Origin of the sequence: Bacillus sp. FJAT-25509 (genome assembly GCF_001420605.1) — a bacterium.
In the GTDB taxonomy this organism is placed as follows: Bacteria; Bacillota; Bacilli; order Bacillales; family Bacillaceae_G; genus Gottfriedia.
Genome location: NZ_LJIZ01000021.1, coordinates 23,541 through 48,195, shown reverse-complemented (window position 1 = coordinate 48,195; position 24,655 = coordinate 23,541). Strand labels below are relative to the sequence as shown.

Here is a 24,655-nt window from a genome sequence, read left to right as displayed (position 1 = left end):
AAACCCCCTGTTTATCTTAATATTTTAAAAATTCGATAAACAACAGCAAATTTCCTTCTTAATCGGCAAAATTTTTATAAAAAAACTTATAAAAAATTTTAATATTCATCTCTTCATATTTTCCCCCTTATGGAAGATAAAATTCTATCTTTCTCCTTAATAAATAATTTAAATACTCCGAATGCATACTGACTTTTAAATCCGTTTAACTTGTATAAAAATCATGCGGTTTGTGTCTTAAGAAACTTGTACATACTTATATCGTCAAATGTCATTTCGTAAGCATAAGTTTTTGGTATAATTTAGTAGCTAAGATGTTTAAATTAAAGTTTGGCTAAGTAAAAAGGAGAGATGGAAATGTCCTATACGGTTGATTTTAAAAATGTATCTACGGTTGGTTTAGAGTCTTCCCCTGTTGTTGATGCACTAGCTGGTTTACGCGCTAATGAGGCTCGTTATTTTATGAACAAGTACAAACATGAATTTACAGTAGTACCAGCTAGCGAAAGTCAGGAGACACTTGATTACGTGAACCGAATTTTGAAAGAAGAACGTGATATCGAATTCGCTGCTAAACCTTTAGAAACTTCTCGTTTTCAAGTGGAAAATATCAAATTTACATACGTCTTTTATGAAGATGGTCTTTCGGTCAATGTGATGTATACGGTTGATGATCCTAAAAAGCGTGCTGTTGGTTTTAAACTTTCTGACGGAATGGAAATACCAATGGAGTTAGTAGAAAAATTCAAGTTTGCTAGGCAAAAGTCTAAATTAGCTGGAACGATTCGTGGCTCATATTTTGTTATTAAAGGTGAATATTAAATAAGGTTAAAAATCAAAAGACCCACAAGGTTACCTTGTGGGTCTTTTTTTTAAGCTAAAACGTTCATAACGTTTTTGACAGCTACAACTGAGCGATCTAATGCTGTTTTTTCATCAGCAGTCAAATCTAATTCGATAATTTGTTCAATACCGTTTCCGCCAATAATTGTAGGAACTCCTAAGTAAATACCGCTGTAACCATATTCGCCTTCTAAATAAGCAATTGTAGGTAACACGCGACGTTGATCCTTAAGTATAGCTTCAACCATTTCTACTAGCGATGCAGCAGGTGCATAATAAGCACTTCCGTTACCTAGTAGATTAACGATTTCTCCGCCACCTTTACGAGTACGTTCAACAATAGCATCTAAACGATCTTTTGGAATTAATTTTTCTAATGGAATACCACCAGCATATGAATAACGCACTAATGGTACCATATCGTCTCCGTGACCACCTAAAACAAATCCAGTAATATCTTTAACAGATAAATTTAATTCTTGAGCAACAAACGTTCTGAAACGAGCTGTGTCAAGAACTCCAGATTGTCCTATAACGCGGTGTTTAGGAAAACCAGCTTCTTTGTATACTGTATAAGTCATTGCATCAACCGGGTTGGTTAAAACAACAATTGTACAGTTAGGAGAGTATTTTACGATTTCACGAGTAACTGCTTTCATGATGTTTGAGTTAGTTGATACTAGATCATCACGGCTCATACCCGGTTTACGAGCGATACCTGCTGTGATTACTACTACATCTGAATCAGCTGTGTCAGCATAATCACTAGTACCAATAATGTTAGCATCAAATCCTTGAACTGGACTTGCTTCAAGCATATCTAAGGCTTTGCCCTTAGTAGGGTTCTCTAGTTGTGGAATATCAACTATTACTACATCCCCTAATTCTTTTTGTGCAAGCAAGAAAGCTGTTGTAGCACCAGTAAAACCAGCACCTACTACGGAAATTTTACGTCTTCGAATTGACATACAAATACCTCCCTTTTGTTTACAAACACAATTTAATTATACAAGAACTGATTCCATATTTGAAATTAATTCGTTTGCAAATTCAGAACATTTTACTTCAGTAGCTCCATCCATTAGACGAGCAAAGTCATAAGTAACAACTTTTGAAGCGATTGTTTTTTCCATTGATTTAAGAATCATAGAAGCTGCTTCACTCCAACCCATATGCTCAAGCATTAATACTCCAGAAAGAATAACTGAAGATGGGTTTACTTTATCTAATCCAGCATATTTAGGAGCTGTACCATGTGTAGCTTCAAAAATAGCATGTCCAGTTTCATAATTGATATTTGCTCCAGGAGCGATACCGATTCCACCAACTTGAGCAGCAAGTGCATCAGAAATATAGTCACCATTTAAGTTCATTGTAGCTACTACATCAAACTCACGTGGTCTAGTTAAGATTTGTTGTAAGAAGATATCAGCAATGCTGTCTTTTACTAAGATTTTACCAGCTTTTTCTGCTTCATCCATTGCTTTGTTAGCAGCGTCTTTACCGCTTGTTTCTACAATGCGATCATATTCTGCCCATGTAAATACTTTATCGCCGAATTCTTGCTCAGCAACTTCATAACCCCAGTTCTTAAATGCACCTTCAGTAAATTTCATGATGTTACCTTTATGAACTAAAGTTAAAGATTTACGGTTTTCTTGAATTGCATAATTAATTGCTGCACGTACAAGACGTTTTGTACCTTCTTCAGAAATTGGTTTAATACCGATACCAGATGTTTCTGGGAAACGGATTTTATTAACACCCATTTCTTTTTGTAAGAATTCGATAACTTTTTGAACTGCTTCAGAACCTTTTTCATATTCGATACCAGCATAGATATCTTCAGTGTTTTCACGGAAAATTACCATATCTGTATCTTCTGGACGTTTAACTGGTGAAGGTACACCTTCAAAGTAACGTACAGGACGTAAGCACACAAATAAATCTAATTCTTGACGTAAAGCAACGTTTAAAGAACGAATACCCCCACCAACTGGAGTTGTTAAAGGTCCTTTAATTGCGATCATGTATTCTTCAATTAAGTTTAAAGTTTCTTGTGGTAACCATTCACCAGTAACATTAAATGCTTTTTCACCAGCAAGAACTTCTTTCCATTCAATTTTACGATTACCATTATATGCTTTATCTACAGCTGCATCTAAAACACGTGAAGATGCTGCCCAAATATCTGGGCCTGTACCGTCGCCTTCAATAAAAGGAATAATTGGATTGTTTGGCACGTTTAATTGGCCGTCTACTAATGTAATTTTTTCAGCTTGCATTACATGCTCCCCCTTGTATAAATAAATTAAATTCATTAAAATACATGCTTTTGAGAGGAAGATTCCTCTTCCTCTCTTACTATACATTATTCGAATATTAAATACTATTTTAAGTATTCAATTACTTCTTTATGCACGCTCTTCAATTGGAATGTAAGAGTTTTTCTCTGGTCCTGTATAATCTGCACGCGGACGAATAATACGATTATTTTCATATTGTTCTAATATGTGAGCAGTCCAACCAGACATACGGCTAATAGCAAAGATTGGAGTAAATAAATCATGTTCAATTCCTAAGCTGTGATAAACAGATGCAGAGTAGAAATCAACATTTGGTGGAATATTCTTTTGAGTTGTAACAAGTTCTTCAATTTTTTCAGACATTGTGTACCATTTTGACTCTCCAGTAATCGCACCTAATTGACGAGACATTTCTTTTAAATGTTTCGCACGTGGGTCCCCACCACGGTATACGCGATGTCCGAATCCCATAATTTTAGCTTTAGCATCCATTTTCTCTTGAATGTAAGATTCAACATTTTCAATCTCACCGATTTCAGCTAACATTTTCATAACGCTTTCATTTGCGCCACCGTGTAATGGGCCTTTTAAAGCTCCAATTGCAGCTGTAATACCTGAATAAATATCAGATAATGTCGCTACGCAAACGCGTGCAGTAAATGTCGAAGCATTTAATTCATGGTCAGCATGTAGTACTAAAGCCTTATTAATTGCTTCTTCTGCAATCGCATTAGGTTTATCGCCAGTCAGCATATATAAGAAGTTAGCTGCGAATGATAAATCTTTATTAGGAGCGACTGGTTCAAGCCCCTGACGAATTCGAGAAAACGCTGCCACAAATGTTGAAATTTTAGCTTGAAGTTGGATTGCTTTAAGATAATTTGAATCTGAGTCCATTGCTTCAGCATTTTTATCATACAATGCAAGCATTGAAATAACTGTACGTAATACAGTCATAGGATGTACATTTTTTAAGTTAGTTGATTTTAAGTAAGTAATAACTTCTTCTGGTAATTCAGCATTATCTGCTAATTGAGAAGAAAGTTTTTTAAGTTGATCCTTATTTGGTAACTTGCGATGCCATAATAAATATACTACTTCTTCAAAACTTGCATATTCTGCTAATTCATCAATTCCGATACCCACATACGTTAATGTATCATCAATAATAGAACTTATAGAAGTCGTAGCTGCTACAACACCCTCTAAACCACTTTTAACTGTCATATTCCCCTCTCTCCTTTACACAAAAATTTCCCTAGTATTTAATACATACATATACTGGTATAACTCTTTTAAATTACCGAGTATACATAGAAAGGAACCCTACTATCATTTATTATAAACAATAATCTGACTTTTGTGAATGAAAACAATTTACTAAAATATAATTATTATGCAATTACTTAATTAATTCTACAATCCAAATGAATAGATATGCGATTCCAGCCCCAATTAAAGGCCCTACTGCAACCCCTTTAAATACTGCTACAGAAAGTACTGTACCTAGTACTAATGCCGCTGTTATTTGTGGACTAGTAGCTAATAATTGTACTCCACCTTTTGCCAAAAGTGCCACTGCGATACCTGAGAGTAGTGCGATCCAGGCAACAGGGGTTTTTAATGCATCAATCAAATTTTTAAAACCGATTTCCCCTGTCGCGATTGGTACTAATACAGCAATCGTAATAACCGTTACCCCTAAATTAATACCTTTTGATTGCATATAAGGAAATACTCGATCTCCTAGAGGAGTATATTTTAGTACCAACAATACTATAATTGAAATAATTAAAGAGTTATTTTTAGCAATTGCACCAATTAATAATAAAACTAAGAGAAATATTGTCGATTCACTCATTTGTTAGTATCCCCTTAATGTATAATTTATTAATAAATACTACCAAACTTTACTATTATAAAAAAATAATTCTTGATAAAATAAGACAAGAGGACTCATTTCACTTTGGAAGGAGGTAAAAGTTTGAATAGAACTTTAGTTTTTCAGATCATCCGGTTTTTATTTGTAATTGCATGTATTATTTTAGGTCTTTACGTGGCACTATTCATCACAAAACTTACATACCCTTTCATCATTGCTTTAATCATTGCATACTTTTTAAATCCACTAGTAAATTTGTTAAACGAAAAAGCCAGGATACCAAGAGGAATAGCGGCATTTTTATCAATTATTTTACTATTAGCTGTTCTAGCAGGATTATTTACATTACTGATTACGGAAATCATTTCAGGTTCAACCTATTTAATTCAAGTTGTTCCAGAAAGCTTTGAACGATTAATTTATTTCGTTGAAAATATTGTTACCGATAAAGTGATTCCTATATATGACTTAATTATGAGTAAATATAGTCAACTCGGTGCAGGGCAACAACAAACGATTCGCACAAATATACAATCGATTGGCGATTCTGCAATTAATCTAGGAAAAGAAGCATTAAACGGAATTATTGTAGGGATTAAATTAGTAATCGCTTTATTACCAAATACTGCTACCTTAATATTCGTTTCTTTATTAGCAACATTCTTTATTAGTAAAGATTGGTACAAAATAAAAAATTTATTCGCAAAATATACTCCAGATCGAATTCAACATTACAGCAAAACAATTTTTATTGATTTACGAAAAGCTTTATTTGGTTTTATTAAAGCACATATCACTCTTATTTCTATGACGACTGTGCTAGTCTTAATCGGATTATTAATATTAAGAATTCCTTTTGCAATCACTATAGCTATTCTAATTGGCTTCATCGACTTACTTCCTTACTTAGGAACTGGCTTAATTTTCGTTCCATGGATCTTATATACATTTCTGTCTAGCGATTATAAATTAACGATTGGTCTCGCAATTTTATATGGTGTTGTAATTGTCCAACGTCAACTTGCAGAGCCAAAAGTTCTATCTTCAAATATTGGATTACAACCACTTCCTACTTTAATCTCGTTATTTGTTGGTTTTAAATTTTTTGGTCTACTAGGATTGATTGCCGGTCCAGTAACTTTAGTAATTTTATCAACCTTGTATCGAGCAAGAGTCTTCCATGAAATTTGGTATTATATTCGAGGTTCACAGTGAACTGAATAGCAAATTTTTATTTCTTTACAAATAAAAACGAGAAAGCTAACACTGCTTTCTCGTTTTTTGTATCTTATTAAAACACCTTTTGCATTTCTAGTGTTTATTTCTTTATAAATCCAGTCCAAACAACATTACCTTTTAGCCTTTTCATGACAAAATAAATAAGTTGTTGGACAAACTTGATTCTAATTGGTTTAATTAGCAACACGATTGCTAATAAGTCGGTAACTGGTCCCGGAATAAAAAATAGGAGGCCAATTAGAAAGAATGATAGTCCCTCTATCATGATTAAATCTGGCATTTTGCCTGCCTGAAGCTGTTCTCCGGCTTGTTGTTTAACTGTAACCCAAACGGTTCTCATGATATATATACCAATCAAAAACGTACCGATTAGCCAAAGAAATACTGATAAGGAACCAATTACTTTACCAAGTAATGTTAAACAGATTAAATCAATTAATGGGATTAACAATAGCCAACCAACAAGTTTTTTCATGATAGCTTCACCTCTTGCTTAGAATTAAAAATATCTTTTATTCATCTTATTCATGTCAAAAAATAAAGAGAAGGAAACTTTGTCCTTCTCTTTATTATATCTTAAAATATGCTTTTATGTCCCGTACTAACAATTCCTCTTGAAGCATCTACTGTAACAGCTTGACCGTTTACTAAAATGTTTGTTGCATTTTCAACTCCAACAATTACTGGAATCCCTAAGCTAACACCTACTACTGCAGCATGGCTAGTTAATCCACCTTCTTCAGTAATAATAGCTGCTGCTCTTTCAATTGCTGGCATCATGTCTCTATCTGTACTATTTGTTACTAAAATACTTCCTGGAGTAACTTTCGAAACAGCTTCTTCACCTGTTTTTGCGATGACAACTTTTCCTGCAGCAGTTTTGCGACCAATACCTTGACCTTGAGCGATTACGTCACCTACTACATGAATTTTCATCATATTTGTCATACCTGTTTCGCCAACTGGTAATCCAGCAGTAATGATGACAGTATCACCATTTGAAACAAATTTAGCGTCTTGAGCCGCTTCCATAGCATGTTGTAACATTTCATCAGTTGAGTTTGCTCTTTCTCTATATTCAGTTTGAACTCCCCAAACTAAAGTTAGACGACGACAAATACGAATATCAGATGTAATAGCTAAAATTGGAGCTTTTGGACGATATTTCGAAATCATTTTCGCAGTATGTCCACTCTCAGTAGGAGCAATAATTGCAGCTACTTTTAAGTTTAAAGCTGTTGCTGCAACCGATTGACCAATTGCATCTGTAATTGTACCTTTATTTTCTCTTTGACGCTTTTTAAATAATTCTTCGTATTGTAAGCTTTTTTCAATGCGAAGCGCAATTGAGTTCATCATTGAAACAGACTCGACTGGGTATGTACCTGCAGCAGTTTCACCTGATAACATAATTGCATCAGTTCCATCAAGAATGGCATTTGCAACGTCACTTGCCTCTGCTCGTGTAGGACGAGGATTACGTTGCATTGAATCTAACATTTGAGTAGCTGTAATTACAGGCTTACCTAAATTATTACATTTTTTAATTAATAGTTTTTGAACAATAGGTACTTCTTCTGGTGGAATTTCTACGCCCATATCACCACGTGCAACCATTAAACCATCTGAAACCTCAAGAATTTCATCGATATTATCGATTCCTTCTTGGTTTTCGATTTTCGGTATAATTTGAATATATTCAGCGCCATGTTTACCTAAAAGTTCACGAATTTCTAATACGTCAGAAGCTTTACGAACGAAAGACGCAGCAATAAAATCCACATTTTGCTCAATACCAAATTCGATATCACTTATATCTTTTTCTGTAATACCAGGTAAATTTACACGTACATTTGGTACGTTTACACCTTTTTTATTTTTTACTAAACCGCTGTTTAACACTTTCGTACGAATATCTTTTCCTTCAATACCGATTACTTCTAATCCGATTAATCCATCATCGATAAGAATTTTAGAACCAACATGTACGTCATCAATTAATCCTTCGTAAGATACTGCAAATTTCTCTGCTGTACCTACTACTGGTTCAGTAGTAATAATCACTTCATTTCCAGTTGTTAATTCTGCTTGGCCGCCTTCAAAATCTAAAGTACGAATTTCAGGACCTTTTGTATCTAAAAGAATCGCTACAGTTCTACCAGTTTTTTTTGAAGCCTCGCGGATACTTGTAATTCTTGCAGCATGCTCTTCATGAGAACCATGTGAGAAGTTTAAACGTGCTACGTTCATTCCTGCATTAATTAACTCTACTAATTTTTCTACCGATTCACTAGCAGGACCAATCGTACAAACTATTTTTGTTTTACGCATTTTTTACCCTCCAAATTTATATAAAACTCTAAACTAATCGAAATTTATGAAATCGATTGCTCAATTAAATCTACCTAATTAAATTGAAAGTTCTTGAGATAATTGATACATATCTCGATCAAGTTCATGCTTTTGAGATAGTGCTTCGATAATATCATGATCAACTAACTTATTATTTTGGATTCCAACACAACGTCCGCCTTTGCCCTCCATAAGAAGTTCAACCGCTCTCGCTCCTAGACGACTTGCTAAAACTCGATCAGCAGCACTTGGTGAACCACCACGTTGAACATGTCCTAAAACTGTTACACGCGTGTCAAAATGAGTTCGATCTTGAATTACTTTACCAATCTCAATTGCACTTCCGACGCCTTCTGCAACAACAATGATACTATGTTTTTTACCACGCTCACTACCACGGTTTAATTTACTAATAATATCATCCATATCATAGTCACATTCAGGTATTAAAATCGTTTCTGCTCCATCAGCTAACCCTGCCCATAATGCAATATCACCTGCATTACGACCCATCACTTCAATTACATATGTACGCTCATGTGATGTCGCTGTATCACGAATTTTATCAATCGCATCAATAACAGTATTTAATGCTGTATCGAATCCAATTGTAAAATCTGTACCTGGAATATCATTATCAATTGTACCTGGAACACCAACGCAAGGATAACCATGTTCAGTCAGCTTCTTTGCCCCCTGATATGATCCATCTCCACCAATAACAACTAATCCTTCAATTCCAAACTTTTTAAGTTGTTCGATCCCTTTCATTTGTCCTTCTAATGTTTTAAATTCCGGACAACGTGCACTAAGTAGTTTTGTTCCACCACGATGAATAATATCACCAACAGAACCTAACTCTAGCTTCTCAATATTTCCATTGATAAGACCAGAATAACCTTGGTATACACCATAAACTTCTAGGCCATGGAAAATAGCTTTTCTTACAACTGCACGTACAGCTGCGTTCATTCCTGGAGAATCTCCTCCACTAGTTAATACGCCAATTCTTTTCATTATGTATTCACCTCAATGATTTTACCTTATGCATTTATTCATTTTTATAAAGTACCATGTAATGCCTATTTAAACAATAGAAATTATGTGAACTTTTTCATAAACTTTTTTTAATGAATGAAGCACTTTTAAAAAGTATGACGACATCTTTATGCATATTGCTATTTTTCACTAATTTTTAAAAAAAAATACAAAAAGAGCATGCTAACATATTGTTTCACACACTCTAGAAGTTAAACTAAATATTATTGGTTAAAAGAAATTTTTCCTAACTTTGCGTGTTTTTCATATCGCTGTTGAACTAGCTCATCACTATCCATAGATAACAGTGACTTTAATGTTTCGTATAAGTACTTATCGATATATTTAGCCTGTTGTTCAACATCATTTTGTGCTCCACCTTTTACTTCAGGTATAATTTGGTCAACTACACCTAATTCTAAAAGGTCAGGAGCTGTTATTTTCATTGTTTCAGCTGCTCTACGTGCTTGTGAGGAATCTTTCCATAATAATGCTGCTGCACCTTCTGGTGAAATAACAGAGTAAGTTGAGTTTTCTAACATTAGTAACTTATTACCAATTCCTAATGCTAACGCTCCACCACTACCACCTTCGCCAATTACAATACAAATAGTAGGTACTTTTAAGCCTGCCATTTCAAAAATATTACGGGCAATTGCTTCACTTTGCCCACGCTCTTCAGCTGCCTTACCAGGATATGCACCTTTTGTATCGATAAACGCAATAACCGGTCTGTTAAATTTCTCTGCTTGCTTCATTAAACGAAGTGCTTTTCGGTACCCTTCAGGATGTGGCATACCGAAATTACGTCTAATATTTTCTTTTGTATCTTTACCACGTTGATGTCCAACGACAGTAACCGGCAATCCACGATAAGATGCGATACCTGATACGATTGCAGCATCGTCTCCGAATAATCGATCACCATGACATTCAAAGAAATCTGTAAATAATCTATTAACATAATCTAAAGTAGTTGGTCGTTCTGGATGTCTAGCAACTTGTACACGATCCCAAACTCCCATGTTACCGTATATTTCATTTTCTAAGGTTTTTAAACGTTCCTCTAAACGTCTGATTTCTTCAGAAAAATCAACATCATGTTGACTTGTATAAACCTTTAGTTCGTCTATTTTCGTCTTTAGTTCATGAATCGGTTTTTCGAATTCTAACATAACCACTATTGCAAGACACCCCCTTGATGTAAGTTAAGGATTGTAAATAATTTTGAACGTAATTCTAATCGTGAAATGACTGCATCAAGCTGACCATGATTCATTAGGAATTCAGCAGTTTGGAAGTCTTCAGGTAATTCTTCACGGATCGTTTGCTCGATAATACGTCTACCTGCAAAACCGATTAAAGCACCAGGCTCAGCAAAGTTAAAATCGCCTAAAGACGCAAAACTAGCAGATACTCCACCTGTAGTTGGATTTGTCATAATTGAAATGGCTAAATAACCTAGTTCACTATGCTTTTTAAGCGCAGCGCTAGTTTTTGCCATTTGCATTAAACTTAAAATACCTTCCTGCATACGAGCTCCGCCAGATGCAGTAAAAATAATAAATGGTGAACCGTCAGATGAAGCTCGCTCAACTGCACGAGTTATTTTCTCTCCGACAACAGATCCCATGCTTCCCATTCGGAATCTTGCATCCATAACTGCAATTACAACAGGAATTCCGTCGATTTTTCCTTTTCCTGTTACAATAGCCTCGTTAAGCTCTGTTTTTTTACGATCACCTTCAAGCTTCTCTATGTAATCAGGGAAGTGTAAAGGATTTGCAGAGATCATATTTTGATCAAACTCTTCAAAAGTATTTTCATCAATTAAACTTTCGATTCTTTCGAATGCTGTCATTTGATGGTGATATCCACAACTATTACAAACTTTTAGGTTTTTTATTAATTCTTTTGTAATACTAATTTTTTTACATTTAGGACATTTTGTCATAACACCGTCAGGTAAATCTTGTCTCATTACTTCTGAAGGTATAGATGCATATTTTTTCTTTTTGGAAAATAAGTCTTTTATTTGCAACCTAATTCCTCCTAACTTTTTTAGTACTAAATACTAATAGGATACTATAAATGTTATACACTTTTTGTTAACATTTGTCGATAAAATTCAGCTAAATTTCGTCATTTCAACGATTTAAACAACATGAAATTTGTAGAAAATCTTAAAAAATTAATTTATACATTTTTTATGAAATTCCTTTAATTTCCAACAATCTCTGCGCTTTTTACCACATCTAAGTATTATATCAGATAAAAAAGGATAGTACTACATTACTTAATTTTAGTATTGTAATACTATCCCCATTAATATTGATATCTGGTAATAAAACTATTTAATTAAAGCTAGTTTTTTTGTTTTTTCTTCGATTTCTTTCGGGTCAACATTCAGTCTAGCAACCCCTGTTTCCATTGCAGCTTTTGCCACACTAGCAGCTACTTTTGGAGCTACTCGAGGATCAAATGGTGCTGGAATAATAAAATCTGGCGATAAATCCGCTTCACTTACTAAGCTTGCAATTGCATTTACTGCAGCAATTTTCATCTCTTCATTAATATGTGTAGCCCGAACATCTAATGCTCCACGGAAAATTCCTGGGAATGCAAGAACGTTATTTACTTGGTTAGGATAATCACTTCGACCAGTACCAATTACTAAAGCTCCAGCTTCTTTTGCATCTTCAGGCATAATTTCTGGATCAGGATTAGCCATTGCAAAAATAATAGGATTTTCGTTCATTGAACGAACCATTTCTTGTGTAACTGCTCCTTTTACAGAAACCCCAATAAATACGTCTGCCCCTTCAAGTACTTCTTTAAGGCTACCTTGTATTTTATCTTTATTCGTGTATTTTGCAACTTCATTTTTCACGCTATTCATACCATTTGGACGACCTTCGTAAATCGCGCCTTTTGTATCGCACATAATAATTTGACGAACACCAAAACGATATAATAATTTTAATATAGCAATACCTGCAGCCCCTGCACCATTTAGGACTACTTTAATATCAGCCATATTTTTATTCACTATTTTTAAAGCATTAACTAAACCTGCAAGTGTAACGATAGCCGTTCCATGTTGATCATCATGGAATATTGGAATATTCGTTTCACGCTTTAAGCGCTCTTCTATTATAAAGCAGTTTGGAGCTGCAATATCCTCTAAATTTATTCCACCAAATGTAGGTTCTAACAATTTTACTGTTTGAATGATTTGCTCTACATCTTGCGTATTTAAGCAGATAGGAAATGCATCAACACCAGCAAAGCTTTTAAACAACGCAGCTTTACCTTCCATTACAGGTAATGCAGCCTCTGGTCCTATATTACCTAGTCCAAGAACGGCAGAACCATCAGAAACTACACCAACCATATTACCTTTCATTGTGTATTCATAAACTCTGCTTTTTTCTTCGTAAATTTCTTTACACGGCTCGGCAACACCTGGTGAGTACGCTAAACTTAGTTCTTTAGCATTTGTAACTGGCACCTTAGAAACTGTTTCTAATTTACCTTGATGTACTCTATGCATATGTAATGCTTCTTCACTTAATAATGACAAACTATTCACTCTCCCTAATGTTGACGAGTTGACTTTTCAACTGTATATTTCTTTGTGATTTTCTCTTTAAAAGGTACAATTTTCTTTTTGTATGATATCACATGTATGTTAATAATAAATAGTTTAGAGAAGAATGTCTATTTCTTTAATACAACATTTGCATCCCCTACAATATTCCTTAACATCGAAAGACAATTCACAGATGGATTTACATAATAGTGTTCAGATAATTGAACAGCTTTTTTATCTTCCTCATAGTAAAGCACAACTTTCGTATGCCCTTTAAACTTAGAGATTGTTTGCTGTATTGTATATGAAATATTTTTATTAGTATGTCCCGTAATTTTAATAAATAAAGTATACTTCTTTTGATCGTTTAGTTCTTCCATTTCTTCGATTGTAAGAACTTTATTTATAATTAATTGTTTTCTTTCATCCCGTTCATCAACTTTTGCTTTAACTACGACTACTTCTTTTTCTTTTAATTTATGACGGTATTTTTCAAAAGTAGTTGGAAATACGACAGCATCAATCGAAGTACTTAAATCTTCAACTTGTAAAAAAGCCATATGCTGTTGTTTTTTTGTTTTTGTAACTCTTAAATCCTTAATATAGACAAACAGTAGATGCTCTGTATCTTTCTTCATCATACTTGATGAAATATTCTCAGCATCACTTTCATTAACCAACTTCTCGTATTGACTAATTGGATGACCTGATAAGTAAGTACCTAAAGCCTGTTTTTCGAGTTCAAGCTTAATTGAAACTTTCATTGGCTCCACTTTAATAATTTCTGGTTTAGGCACAAAATCTTCATCAAGAAATAAATCATATTGATCTTCATTTTCAGGTCTTACTATATCCACATAATCAAAAATCATATCAATATTTGCTAATAGTGTTGCTCGGTCGAGCTCAAACTCATCAAAACACCCTGAAAAAATTAAGTTTTCTATACTTTTACGGTTTAATGCTTTTGGTGAAATTTTAATACATACTTCAAAAAAGTCTTTATATGGTCGCTTTTGTAGAATTTCTCTTACAGTTGCTATTCCTATATTTTTAATAGCTAATAAACTATATCGAATTCCATTTCCTTCAACTACAAATGCATATTGACTTTTATTTATTGAAGGTGGATAGATTGGGATTCCTTTCAGTTTTGCTTCACCAATATAATTCGATACTTTCTCTTCACTTCCTATAAAACTCGATAAAAGTGCTGCATAAAATTCAAGAGGAAAATTTGCCTTTAAATATGCTAGTTGATACGCAATCATACTATACGCAACAGCATGACTCCTATTAAATCCATAGTTAGCAAATTGGACAATTAAATCGTATACTTCATTTGCAACTTGCTCATCATAACCTTTAGCTATTGCACCTTCTACAAAATGAATTCTTTCTTTGTCTAAAACTTCCTTCTTCTTTTTACTTACAGCTCTTCGAAGTAAATCTGCTTCACTTAAAGTAAACCCTGAAAGAGTTGAAGCAATTTGCATGATTTGCTCTTGATAGATAATTACACCATAGGTTGGTTTTAATATTTTTTCTAAAACAGGATGAGGATAAGTTACCTGCTCCAACCCATGCTTATATTGAATAAATCTAGGGATTTGCTCCATCGGACCCGGACGATATAACGCGTTTACAGCCACTATATCTTCAAACTGATTAGGCTGTAATTGCTGTAACACTCTTCTCATCCCTGAAGATTCTAGCTGAAATACACCTGAAGTATCTCCTTTACTAAGAATTTCAAATGTTTTTAGATCTTGTAATGGAATTTCTTCCAAATTAATTACTTCGCCTTTTGCTTCATAAATTAATCGACAGACTTCTTCCAATAAACTTAAGTTACGTAGGCCAAGGAAGTCCATCTTTACTAATCCAAGCTCTTCAAGTATTTCTGCGGGATATTGTGTTAAAAACACTCCATGATTCCCCTCTTGTAACGGGACAACATTTGTTAACGGAAGTTCAGAAATAACAACACCTGCTGCATGGATGCTTGTATGACGAGGTAATCCTTCAACTTGGCAAGCTACCTCAAATATCCTTTTATGAATACCAGAATGTTCAACATGACTTTTAAATGCTTTTGATTGCTCATAGACATCTTTTAATCCTAGTGATGATGATGGAATTAGCTTCGAATACCGATCTATTTCTGTTGGAGTAAGCCCCATTACCCTGGCAATATCTCGAATGGCCGCTTTTGCTCCTAATGTTCCAAATGTAATAATTTGTGCAACATGCACATCACCATATTTTGAAGCTACATAATCTATCATTTCATCTCTTCGATGATCTGGAAAGTCGATATCAATATCTGGCATTGTAATTCTTTCTTCATTTAAAAATCGTTCAAATAGTAAATTATAATGTAATGGGTCTACATTCGTAATTTTTAATACATAAGCCACTAAAGATCCCGCAGCGGACCCACGTCCTGGGCCAACAAATATTCCTTGTTCATGTGCATATTTAATGAAGTCCCAAACTATAAGGAAATAATCGTTAAATCCCATCTTATTGATTGTATTTAACTCAAATTCTAATCTTTGTTTAAGTTCATCATTTATTTCCCCGTACCGCTCAACTATCCCATTTTCGCAAACCATTTTTAAATATTCCAACGTTGAATACTCATCTGGTACTGGATACTTAGGCAATAACGGCTGATGAAATGGAATCGTTACATTACATAGATCTGAAATATGTATCGTGTTTTGAAATGCTTCTTCTTCATCAGAAAACAGCTTTACTAACTCGGCCTTTGATTTATAATAATATTCATTCGAATGTAATCTTGGTCTTGATTCGTCCGATAACTTAGTACCATTTTTAACTGAAAATAATGCATCTTGAATAAGTGCATCCTCTTTTTCAATATATCGAATGTCATTTGTTACAACTAGACCGATGTTTGTTTCTTTTTGTACTTGTTTAATTAATGGATATAGCGAACGATCTTCAGGTAAACTGTGATCTTGAATACTGACAAAAAAGTGATCGAAAATCGATTGATACTCTTTTAAATGAACAATAGCTCTTTCGATTTCTCCATTTAAAAGTAAGTTTTCAATTTCTCCTTCGATTCCCGGCGTAATTGCAATCACGCCGCTGCTATATGCCGATAACCACTTTTTAGGAATACCTTCTGGTGATTTAGTCCCTATAATACTCGTAAGTTTTAAAAGGTTTTGATAACCAGTCAAATCTTTTGCTAGTAAAATCATCGGATAAGACTGCTGTTCATCCATTAAAATTGAGAGTTTCACCCCAATAATTGGCTTAATCCCTGCTTTTTTACACGCATGATAAAAAGGAATTACCCCGTACATGACATTTTCATCTGCAATAGCAAGCGCAGGATGTCCTTCTCTAACAGCAGCATTAATTAATTCATCTATTTTACATGCGCTTTGCAATAAACTATAAGAACTTTGAACTTGCAAATGAACAAAACTCATCTACATTCCTCCTTACCATCTTTTCAATATAATCTATTCTATCACAAAATACGAACTTACATTCTATTTTTGTTCGGAGAAAATAAAACAAATCATTTATTTGCAGGCTTACTTTAATACTCATCATACACATAACACTTTGTCCATATATATTAATTGAGGGAGTGAGGACAATTGGAGCTTAAGTTGCCATTTATACCAGCATTAATTTCAATGTATTTTATTTCACTAGGAATCATAATAGGCGGATCAATCATCGGTTCAATCGGTTACTACGTAATTGGGCAACCACCACTAAGCAGCATGTATGATTTATCAATGAAATTAAGAATTTGGGCAATTGTTGGGGCGATTGGCGGAACATTTGATACATTTTATAGTTTTGAAAAAGGATTATTTGAAGGAGAAACAATCGAATTCATTAAGCAAATTTTCATGATTATAGCCGCCATGGGAGGAACACATACAGGTACAATCATTATTCAATGGTTTACAGGAGAACATGTTTAATGAAAGCTCCACCAGAACAACTTTCCCACGGTTGGGCTAAATTTTTTGTAGGCATTTTTTTTGGATTTATCATTAGTTGGCTTGTTTTTATTTATTTTTATGGAGTGACAGAAGAAGAGCAAGTAAAACAAATATCTGAATTAAAAATGCTCAATAAAGATTATTTAAGAGATAAAAATATATTTTTTGAAAATATGGAGCGAATGAACAAAGAAAACAAACGAAAATTAACAGTTCAAGAAATCAAAGTGACAATATTAAATTACAAACAATACAATTTAAATGAATTTACTAATCTTCAACTTGTTAATGATGTAAAGGATGACCTAAGTAATTTACTTACTCAAGACATAAAAAGTGTTTCCCAAAACCGAGAGTTATTAAGACGTGCAATCGAAAACAAAGTTTATATTAAAGATGATCGGCGATTTAAACTAGAAATAGATACAATCTATTTTGATACCGTATTAGAAATTACCCTAAAAATAAAAAGCACAAAATAAATGAGAGGCTAGAACTTACAATTAGCCTCTCAAATTTATTTTTTAAGCTTTATTTTTCTTCCCTACAAACCTTTTTTAATTCTTCCACTACTTTTTCTGCATCTTCCCATGAGAAGATTTTCGCTCCAGATGCAAGCGGATGCCCACCACCGTTAAACATAGCAGCTACTCCGTTTATAACTGGTCCTTTTGAACGAAGACGAACTCGAATTAAATCCTCTTCTTCTAAAAAGATAACCCAAGCTTTTACCCCTTTTATATGCCCAAGTGAACTTACAGCTAATGAAGCTTGCTCAGAGTTTACATTGTATTCATCCATTAGAGCCTTTGTCATGTTTATATGACCGACTCCCTCTTCTGTTAGTTTAAAATTTTGAAGAACATATCCATTTAAATGTGCCATCTCAATTGATGTTTCGTACATATTGTCATATATTTCATTAATAGAAAAATCCTTTTTTATCAAATTACTAGCTGCATGAAAAGTTCTTTCTGTTGTACTTGGAAATAGGAATCTTCCTGTATCTCCAATAATACCTGCATAAATTAGTCTTGCAGCTTTGTCAGTTACGACTAATTGTTCATTGCTACTTTCTGCAAGTTCAAAAATTAACTCACTTGTTGAACTGGCAGTAGTATCAACATGCATAATGTCACCGTATGGATCAACGTTCGGATGATGGTCAATTTTAATCAGTTTCTTTCCAGTTGAATATCTAGCGTCATCTACTCGTTCTGTATTCGCAGTGTCACAAACAATGACAAGTGCATCCTTATATACTTCATCTTCAATTTCATCCATTTTATATAAATACTCTAGAGATTGTGGCAAATGTCCTACAACATATACTTTTTTTGCAGGATAACTTGCTTTAATCATCTCTGCTAAACCGCACTGAGAACCGATTGCATCTGGATCTGGTCGAACATGACGATGTATTATGATCGTATCAAATGAATGTATATCTTTTAAAATTTGTTCTTTCAACATTAAACTCTCCTTTATATGAAAACTTTTGAAATATAGTATCTATGACTGTAAAATAGAATTATGTATTAGTCATTGAAAGGTGGAAGCTAAGTGAATAGCATTGCAACAATCGTAATTATATCTTTTCTATTCTTCTTATTTTACGTTACCAAATTTTTCTTTACAAGCGAACTATTAACAAAAAAAATTGCAGGATCACGTGCAAGATTAACTTTTGGATTATTCTTATTGCTTTACGGTATAAATCAAATGGTAGCAAAGCTTGAATTAATAACAATTTGTGTCGGTATTCTTTTCATTCTATTTGGTGTGGCAAATCTATATCGTGGATACTTACAGAATAAGCATTATAAAGCAATTGAAAATAAACAAACTGTTTAATCTTATAGTAATCTAGAAAGTGAGAAAACTTACATGATGACAGAAGAACTATTTTCATCAAAATTTGATGAACTAGTAGAATTATCACATTCTAGTAATAAACTTCAAAAACTACTTACTTTTGCAGAAGAATTAGAGAATCAAGAGGAATGGGGATATCTATATTATGTAAATATGGAATTAGCAGAAACTGCTTTTTCTATTGGTGAAATAGACTTATTTATTGATACCTTCTTGTGGTGTGTAGATTTATATGATCAAAACGAAGAACGTATCGAGCAAGAGCAAATCCTATGGCTGTACAAATGGTTGTTGGAAATAATACCTCAGTCCCTCAGATTCACTTTAGAAGAAATTCACCATTATTTCGAGGATTTTAAGAATCGTTTAGTGATTGCTAACTATTCTTTAAGACCTTATTTTCAAGCTCTATTTATAATGAATTTATATTTAAATCAAATTGATTACGCAAAACAAAACTATCAACTATTTAAAAAATCTCCAAGGGATGATCTAAGTAATTGTGAAAAATGCGAAATGTATGGTGAAATGATTTATCTATTAAAAACTGATCATCTTCAAGAAGCTTTAAATTTACAAAATAAAATAATGAATAGCTCAGTTGATTGTGATGAAGCGATTCACAAATCCTATTCCAAATTACTTCTTCCTTTATTTGAAGATGGCAAAATAGACGAAGCATTAATCATTCAACAAAAAGCTTATTTTGTAACATATAATCGCACAAAATACATTCCTGAACTAAGTGAGCAAATGATCTTTTTAACTTTTTGTGATCCTGACAGAGCAATTGAATTGTTTTATAAACATGTTGATATATGTGACAATCTTTCGAATCTATCACATAAATTCGAATTTTGGCTAGCAGCATTATTTATGGCGAAAAAATTGAAAATAAATGAAGATGAATTTATTTATGATTTAGAGAAATTAGAGAAAATAGTATATGACTTAGCAAAAGATTTTGATACTAGAAACGAAAATAATGAATTTGTTAATCGAGTTAATAAACTACTTTCGAATTAAAAATACGGGATGATTTTTTCATAAACTTCAAAGGCAGGGAATGGTTTCCTGCTTTTTTTTTATGTGACTAAAAAATAATGGAAGCCCTAAAAAGGCTTCCAAACTTATCGATCTAATAACTGCATCATCATTAATGCTTTACCTACTAATATTCCTTGCTGAAATACTTCAACATCAACTTTTCCAAACTTACGACCTAATTCTAAAACTTTTGGTTTAATTTCAATTACATCATCAATTTGAACTGGCTGTACGAAGTAAATTGTAATATTTTCTACGATTAAGTCCCCTTTTTTCATGTCACGAACTGCTCGTTTACCTGCCTCGGTTACAATAGTCGTAAATACGCCATGTGAAAGAGTACCAATTACATTCGTCATTTGCGGAGTTACATTACATCTAATTGTAAAGTCATCATTTTTTTGATCTTTATTATTATGGAATTGACTCGTAACTATATCATCAATTGTTTCTCCCACTTGAGGCTGACGTTGCAATTGCTGTAGTGCTTCAAGTACATCTTGACGACTTATAATACCGATTAAGTTATTCGATGTATTTACAACTGGTAGCAACTCTATGCCTTCCCAAACCATCATTCTAGCAGCTGCCGCAACCGACATCTTTTCATTTACACTTATTGGTTGTCTAGTCATAACTTTGTCAATTCTTTGAGTACGTTGTTCATGTATGATATCCTTTGAAGTTACAATTCCAATTAGCTTACCTCGATCATCAATTACTGGATATCTTCCATGACCTGTGTCTCTATTATGTTCATACCACTTTTCAACTACATCAAATGGAGATAGTGTAGCTGTTTTTTCAGTTGGAATGAGTATATCCTCAACTAGTACTATATCTTTCTTAATTAACTGATCATAAATTGCTCTATTAATTAACGTCGCAACAGTGAACGTATCATAACTAGAAGAAATAATCGGCATTTTCATTTCATCCGCAAGACGTTTTACACTTTCTTCTGTATCAAATCCACCTGTTACTAAAACCGCTGATCCTTCTTTTAATGCTAATTCATGCGCCTTCACTCGGTTTCCGACGATTAATAAATTATTTGCACTAATATATCTCATCATCGCATCAAGCTGCATTGCACCAATAACAAACTTATTAAGTGTTTTATGTAATCCTTCTTTACCACCTAAAACTTGTCCATCAACAATATTAACAACTTCGGCAAAAGTTAATTTTTCAATATTTTCTTTTCTTTTCGTTTCAATTCGAATCGTACCTACACGCTCAATGGTACTAACGAAACCTTTGTTTTCCGCATCTTTAATTGCTCTATATGCAGTACCTTCACTTACACTTAAATCTTTTGCAATTTGTCTTACTGATATTTTATGACCTACCGGTAGTTGTTCAATATGTTCTAGTATTTGATCGTGCTTTGTAGTCAATTACCTCACCAAGCTTTCAATGGTTGTATTAATATTTTTATTAACTATTATATAACAATTCATACCATGAAAAAAAGCACGTTTCAACGTGCTACTAAAACTGTACTAATATTTTTTTCGATTGCCTATACTACAATAGTGAAATTGTTGTATTTGGCTCATGAATGAAACCATTTTTCTTTGGTAATTTTGCAAGGAACTCATTTGGGTCTACTTGGATTGGTGGAAATGTATTATAATGCATCGGAATTACTTGCTGTGCATTAATCCATTCAGAAGCAATTACTGCATCATCGATTCCCATTGTAAAATGATTACCAATTGGTAAATATGCTATATCGATATTCTCATACTCACCTAAAGTTTTCATTCCTCTGTATAATGCAGTATCACCAGCATGATAAATTGTTTTACCAGCTATTTTTAATAAAACGCCTGATGGTGGTCCTACATTAATTATTTGTTTATTTTCTTCATCAACAATACTTGAACCATGGATTGCTTCTACTAATTTTAATTTACCAAATGAAAACTCTTTTTCTCCCCCGATATGCATAGGGACAACTTTGACACCTTGCCACGAGATCCAAGTTGCTAATTCCACAGGAGCAATAACAGTTGCATCATTTCGTTTTGCTAGTTCAACTGTGTCACCTAAATGATCACCATGACCATGTGTTACATAAATATAATTCACTTTAATATTTTCTACTTTTACATTAGTATGTGGATTGCCGTTAATAAATGGGTCAATAATAATTGAATCTTGACCTTGTTCTACTAAAATAACACTGTGCCCAAAATATGTAATTTTCAAATGAAGTCGCTCCTTTATTATAAAATTAGTCTCTACCACATTTTAACAGATTATTTTCTATTTCAAAAATAAGAAATAAGTTAACTATTTTACGAAATTCGATAAAAAATGATAAAATAAGAGTGTTATAAACTGTAAAGACTTTTTTTGTTTATTGCAGTAATTTGTTTTTTAAGAAAGGATGTTACAAATGGAACACCGTATACAAAATCTATCAACTTGGTTAAAAGAGCAAGATATTCAACTAGGATTTATTACATCTACTGAGAACGTATTTTATTTAACTAATTTCCATTGTAATCCACATGAGCGTCTTTTAGCTTGTCTTGTATTTCCAAATGAAGAGCCTATTCTTGTATGTCCACAAATGGAAGTTGGACATGTACAAAATGCTGGCTGGAAATATGACGTAATCGGCTTTAATGATAGTCAAGATCCTTGGGCAATGATACAAGAATCATTAGCAAAACGTAATATTACAGTAAATCGTATGGCGATCGAAAAAGAGCATCTTCTTGTTGGCCGCTATGAAAGATTAGTACAACTTTTCCCTGGAGTGCAATTCCTTGCAGCTGAAGAAAAATTACATGACTTACGTTTAATTAAAGATAGTGAAGAAATTCGTCGTATGCAAGTTGCTGCTGAAGCGGCTGACATGGCTTGCCAAATTATTGTTGATCGTATTGCTGAAGGCAAAACAGAAATGGATTTAATTGCTGAAATGGAATACGAAATGAAGAAAAAAGGCATTTCTAAAACATCATTTAGCACGTTAATTTTAACTGGTGCAAACTCAGCGTTACCACATGGAAATCCAGGTACAAACCCAATTAAAAAAGGTGATTTCGTACTTATGGACTTAGGTTTTATCGTTGATGGATATTGCTCAGATATTACTCGTACAGTAATGTTTGGTCAACCAAATGAACAACAACGAGAAATTTATGAAACCGTTTTAAAAGGTCAACTTGCTGCAATCGAAGTAAGTAAACCAGGTGAGATATTAGGAAATGTTGATCGCGCTGCTCGTCAAATCATCACAGACGCTGGATATGGCGAATATTTCGTTCACCGTATTGGTCACGGTTTAGGTATTGGCATCCACGATTACCCATCAGTAAATGATTCAAATACTGATATTATTAAAACTGGTATGTCATATACAATTGAACCAGGAATCTATGTGCCAAATGTTGGTGGAGTTCGTATTGAAGATGATATCGTTATTACAGAAACTGGTGCAATAACTTTAACAAAGTTCCCTAAAGAATTAATCATCCTATAATATGAATCAAGGCCAATTAATAAATATCCGACAAGTACTTCCATCAGATATCCCTATTATGCATAAATGGGAATGTGATGATGAGATTGGTAAGCTTGTAGGAATAGAAAAGCCACGTTCTTTAGATGAAATGGTACAAGGCTATGAAAAATATTTTGACGGACTTAAACCTAATCTCCGTTTGTTCACAATCGAATACAATGGTATTTGTGTTGGAAGAATTGAATTAGGAAATCTTGATCAAGAGAATAATCATGCCGCTTTTGGAATCGTAATTGGGGATCAATCAATGCAAAAGAAAGGAATAGGTTCATTTGCATTAAACTATCTACTAAATTATGCTTTTAATGAATTAAAACTCGTAAAAATATACGGTGAAGTATACGAATTTAATATCGCTTCACAAAATTGCCTTACAAAATTAGGCTTTCAATTAGATGGTATATTGCGCAAGCATGAGTTTTTTAAAGGCGCTCATCATGATATGTATCAATATAGCATTTTGAAAGAAGAATATAATTTGAGTCAGGTTTAAATACCAAATAAAAACCCCTTTCTTCATTAAGATGGAGAAAGGGGTTTTTCATTATACTTTTTGAAGGATTGTATGTTGTAACGGAACACCACCCATTGATACATTTCGTTCAATTAGATGATACTGTTTGCCATTTATTATAAAAAGTCTATTTCCTCTGTAATCAACTGTTTTACCTTGGCTTTCTAGCTCAGCCTTCACAGCCTTCGCATATTCATTCAGATTTAAATAACGCTCATCTAAATCTAATGTAATATTTTGATTACGATAACCCATTAGCCAGTTAAACCCGAAAACACCTGCAATTAGAAAAATAAGTATAAAAATAAATTCCAATATCCTCACTCCTTTTTACATAAAATGGAAATTATAATATCATTTTACTATAAATATAAAATGAATGTTATTGGAATTGTGAATAAAATAAAATCCCTTTACCATCA

Annotated in this window: 23 protein-coding genes; 8 read left to right on the top strand and 15 right to left on the bottom strand. The window is 33.4% G+C overall.

The features are described from left to right. The first annotated feature begins 357 nt into the window (after nucleotides 1-357). Entirely contained in the window at nucleotides 358-822 is a 465-nt protein-coding gene (locus AN960_RS13345; protein WP_056472250.1) for a DUF8821 family protein, read from the top strand. 50 nt (nucleotides 823-872) lie between these two features. Here AN960_RS13345 and mdh read toward each other — a convergent pair whose 3' ends face one another. The 4 genes from mdh to AN960_RS13325 all read right to left on the bottom strand — a co-directional run bounded on the left by mdh (nucleotide 873) and on the right by AN960_RS13325 (nucleotide 5,010). Further along, the gene (gene mdh / locus AN960_RS13340; RefSeq protein ID WP_056472247.1) at nucleotides 873-1,811 is read right to left on the bottom strand and encodes a malate dehydrogenase; all 939 of its coding nucleotides are present in this window, start codon (nucleotides 1,809-1,811) and stop codon (nucleotides 873-875) included. Between the two features lie 36 nt (nucleotides 1,812-1,847). Continuing rightward, nucleotides 1,848-3,128, bottom strand: coding sequence for an NADP-dependent isocitrate dehydrogenase (icd, locus tag AN960_RS13335; RefSeq protein WP_056472244.1), 1,281 nt, complete (start codon nucleotides 3,126-3,128; stop codon nucleotides 1,848-1,850). A gap of 129 nt (nucleotides 3,129-3,257) precedes the next feature. Next, entirely contained in the window at nucleotides 3,258-4,376 is a 1,119-nt protein-coding gene (citZ, locus tag AN960_RS13330) for a citrate synthase (protein WP_056472241.1), read from the bottom strand. Between the two features lie 175 nt (nucleotides 4,377-4,551). Beyond that, a complete protein-coding gene (locus tag AN960_RS13325) occupies nucleotides 4,552-5,010 on the bottom strand; it encodes a DUF441 domain-containing protein (protein ID WP_056472239.1) in 459 nt (152 codons plus the stop codon). A gap of 123 nt (nucleotides 5,011-5,133) precedes the next feature. On the opposite strand from AN960_RS13325, the gene ytvI reads away from it, so the two are divergent. Beyond that, nucleotides 5,134-6,246: a sporulation integral membrane protein YtvI gene (gene ytvI, locus AN960_RS13320; protein ID WP_056472237.1), complete on the top strand. Its 1,113-nt coding sequence runs from the start codon at nucleotides 5,134-5,136 to the stop codon at nucleotides 6,244-6,246. A gap of 103 nt (nucleotides 6,247-6,349) precedes the next feature. Here ytvI and AN960_RS13315 read toward each other — a convergent pair whose 3' ends face one another. The 7 genes from AN960_RS13315 to dnaE form a co-directional block, all read right to left on the bottom strand. Continuing rightward, on the bottom strand, nucleotides 6,350-6,745 hold the full coding sequence (locus AN960_RS13315; RefSeq protein WP_056472234.1) for an FxsA family protein: 396 nt from the start codon (nucleotides 6,743-6,745) through the stop codon (nucleotides 6,350-6,352). A gap of 101 nt (nucleotides 6,746-6,846) precedes the next feature. Beyond that, nucleotides 6,847-8,601, bottom strand: a complete 1,755-nt coding sequence (pyk, locus tag AN960_RS13310; protein WP_056472230.1) for a pyruvate kinase — start codon at nucleotides 8,599-8,601, stop codon at nucleotides 6,847-6,849. A gap of 78 nt (nucleotides 8,602-8,679) precedes the next feature. Then, entirely contained in the window at nucleotides 8,680-9,639 is a 960-nt protein-coding gene (pfkA, locus tag AN960_RS13305) for a 6-phosphofructokinase (RefSeq protein ID WP_056472229.1), read from the bottom strand. 245 nt (nucleotides 9,640-9,884) lie between these two features. Then, the gene (gene accA, locus AN960_RS13300; RefSeq protein ID WP_390309773.1) at nucleotides 9,885-10,841 is read right to left on the bottom strand and encodes an acetyl-CoA carboxylase carboxyl transferase subunit alpha; all 957 of its coding nucleotides are present in this window, start codon (nucleotides 10,839-10,841) and stop codon (nucleotides 9,885-9,887) included. After that, a complete protein-coding gene (accD, locus tag AN960_RS13295; protein ID WP_056473088.1) occupies nucleotides 10,841-11,641 on the bottom strand; it encodes an acetyl-CoA carboxylase, carboxyltransferase subunit beta in 801 nt (266 codons plus the stop codon). The genes accA and accD overlap by 1 nt, the downstream gene beginning before the upstream one ends. A gap of 369 nt (nucleotides 11,642-12,010) precedes the next feature. Then, nucleotides 12,011-13,213, bottom strand: coding sequence for an NADP-dependent malic enzyme (gene ystJ / locus AN960_RS13290; protein ID WP_156339694.1), 1,203 nt, complete (start codon nucleotides 13,211-13,213; stop codon nucleotides 12,011-12,013). A 167-nt stretch (nucleotides 13,214-13,380) separates the two neighbouring features. Next, on the bottom strand, nucleotides 13,381-16,722 hold the full coding sequence (dnaE, locus tag AN960_RS13285; protein WP_056472227.1) for a DNA polymerase III subunit alpha: 3,342 nt from the start codon (nucleotides 16,720-16,722) through the stop codon (nucleotides 13,381-13,383). Between the two features lie 174 nt (nucleotides 16,723-16,896). Between dnaE and ytrH the strand changes: the two genes are divergently transcribed. Further along, nucleotides 16,897-17,232, top strand: a complete 336-nt coding sequence (gene ytrH, locus AN960_RS13280; RefSeq protein ID WP_056472224.1) for a sporulation membrane protein YtrH — start codon at nucleotides 16,897-16,899, stop codon at nucleotides 17,230-17,232. Then, nucleotides 17,232-17,735: a sporulation membrane protein YtrI gene (gene ytrI / locus AN960_RS13275; protein ID WP_056472220.1), complete on the top strand. Its 504-nt coding sequence runs from the start codon at nucleotides 17,232-17,234 to the stop codon at nucleotides 17,733-17,735. Before ytrH ends, ytrI begins: the two co-directional genes overlap by 1 nt. A gap of 49 nt (nucleotides 17,736-17,784) precedes the next feature. On the opposite strand, the gene AN960_RS13270 is transcribed toward ytrI, so the two are convergent. Then, nucleotides 17,785-18,723: a DHH family phosphoesterase gene (locus AN960_RS13270; RefSeq protein WP_056473085.1), complete on the bottom strand. Its 939-nt coding sequence runs from the start codon at nucleotides 18,721-18,723 to the stop codon at nucleotides 17,785-17,787. 93 nt (nucleotides 18,724-18,816) lie between these two features. Between AN960_RS13270 and AN960_RS13265 the strand changes: the two genes are divergently transcribed. Together AN960_RS13265 and AN960_RS13260 are read left to right on the top strand one after the other, a co-directional pair. After that, nucleotides 18,817-19,107, top strand: coding sequence for a YtpI family protein (locus tag AN960_RS13265; RefSeq protein ID WP_056472217.1), 291 nt, complete (start codon nucleotides 18,817-18,819; stop codon nucleotides 19,105-19,107). 33 nt (nucleotides 19,108-19,140) lie between these two features. Beyond that, on the top strand, nucleotides 19,141-20,154 hold the full coding sequence (locus tag AN960_RS13260; protein WP_056472215.1) for a hypothetical protein: 1,014 nt from the start codon (nucleotides 19,141-19,143) through the stop codon (nucleotides 20,152-20,154). A 104-nt stretch (nucleotides 20,155-20,258) separates the two neighbouring features. On the opposite strand, the gene AN960_RS13255 is transcribed toward AN960_RS13260, so the two are convergent. Beyond that, a complete protein-coding gene (locus AN960_RS13255) occupies nucleotides 20,259-21,575 on the bottom strand; it encodes a DRTGG domain-containing protein (protein WP_056472212.1) in 1,317 nt (438 codons plus the stop codon). 130 nt (nucleotides 21,576-21,705) lie between these two features. Then, entirely contained in the window at nucleotides 21,706-22,392 is a 687-nt protein-coding gene (locus AN960_RS13250; RefSeq protein ID WP_056472210.1) for a metal-dependent hydrolase, read from the bottom strand. A gap of 190 nt (nucleotides 22,393-22,582) precedes the next feature. Between AN960_RS13250 and AN960_RS13245 the strand changes: the two genes are divergently transcribed. Then, on the top strand, nucleotides 22,583-23,677 hold the full coding sequence (locus AN960_RS13245) for a M24 family metallopeptidase (protein ID WP_056472208.1): 1,095 nt from the start codon (nucleotides 22,583-22,585) through the stop codon (nucleotides 23,675-23,677). A 1-nt stretch (nucleotide 23,678) separates the two neighbouring features. Then, entirely contained in the window at nucleotides 23,679-24,212 is a 534-nt protein-coding gene (locus AN960_RS13240) for a GNAT family N-acetyltransferase (RefSeq protein WP_056472205.1), read from the top strand. Between the two features lie 51 nt (nucleotides 24,213-24,263). Here AN960_RS13240 and AN960_RS13235 read toward each other — a convergent pair whose 3' ends face one another. After that, nucleotides 24,264-24,548: a hypothetical protein gene (locus AN960_RS13235; RefSeq protein ID WP_172795416.1), complete on the bottom strand. Its 285-nt coding sequence runs from the start codon at nucleotides 24,546-24,548 to the stop codon at nucleotides 24,264-24,266. Between the last annotated feature and the right edge of the window lie 107 nt (nucleotides 24,549-24,655).

Bases quoted from the DNA above. Each gene is read 5' to 3' on its own strand.
- AN960_RS13345 (WP_056472250.1), top strand. From the start codon at position 358: ATGTCCTATACGGTTGATTTTAAAAATGTATCTACGGTTGGTTTAGAG.
- mdh (WP_056472247.1), bottom strand. From the start codon at position 1,811: ATGTCAATTCGAAGACGTAAAATTTCCGTAGTAGGTGCTGGTTTTACT.
- icd (WP_056472244.1), bottom strand. From the start codon at position 3,128: ATGCAAGCTGAAAAAATTACATTAGTAGACGGCCAATTAAACGTGCCA.
- citZ (WP_056472241.1), bottom strand. From the start codon at position 4,376: ATGACAGTTAAAAGTGGTTTAGAGGGTGTTGTAGCAGCTACGACTTCT.
- AN960_RS13325 (WP_056472239.1), bottom strand. From the start codon at position 5,010: ATGAGTGAATCGACAATATTTCTCTTAGTTTTATTATTAATTGGTGCA.
- AN960_RS13315 (WP_056472234.1), bottom strand. From the start codon at position 6,745: ATGAAAAAACTTGTTGGTTGGCTATTGTTAATCCCATTAATTGATTTA.
- pyk (WP_056472230.1), bottom strand. From the start codon at position 8,601: ATGCGTAAAACAAAAATAGTTTGTACGATTGGTCCTGCTAGTGAATCG.
- pfkA (WP_056472229.1), bottom strand. From the start codon at position 9,639: ATGAAAAGAATTGGCGTATTAACTAGTGGAGGAGATTCTCCAGGAATG.
- accD (WP_056473088.1), bottom strand. From the start codon at position 11,641: ATGAGACAAGATTTACCTGACGGTGTTATGACAAAATGTCCTAAATGT.
- ystJ (WP_156339694.1), bottom strand. From the start codon at position 13,213: ATGCATAGAGTACATCAAGGTAAATTAGAAACAGTTTCTAAGGTGCCA.
- dnaE (WP_056472227.1), bottom strand. From the start codon at position 16,722: ATGAGTTTTGTTCATTTGCAAGTTCAAAGTTCTTATAGTTTATTGCAA.
- ytrI (WP_056472220.1), top strand. From the start codon at position 17,232: ATGAAAGCTCCACCAGAACAACTTTCCCACGGTTGGGCTAAATTTTTT.
- AN960_RS13260 (WP_056472215.1), top strand. From the start codon at position 19,141: ATGATGACAGAAGAACTATTTTCATCAAAATTTGATGAACTAGTAGAA.
- AN960_RS13245 (WP_056472208.1), top strand. From the start codon at position 22,583: ATGGAACACCGTATACAAAATCTATCAACTTGGTTAAAAGAGCAAGAT.
- AN960_RS13240 (WP_056472205.1), top strand. From the start codon at position 23,679: ATGAATCAAGGCCAATTAATAAATATCCGACAAGTACTTCCATCAGAT.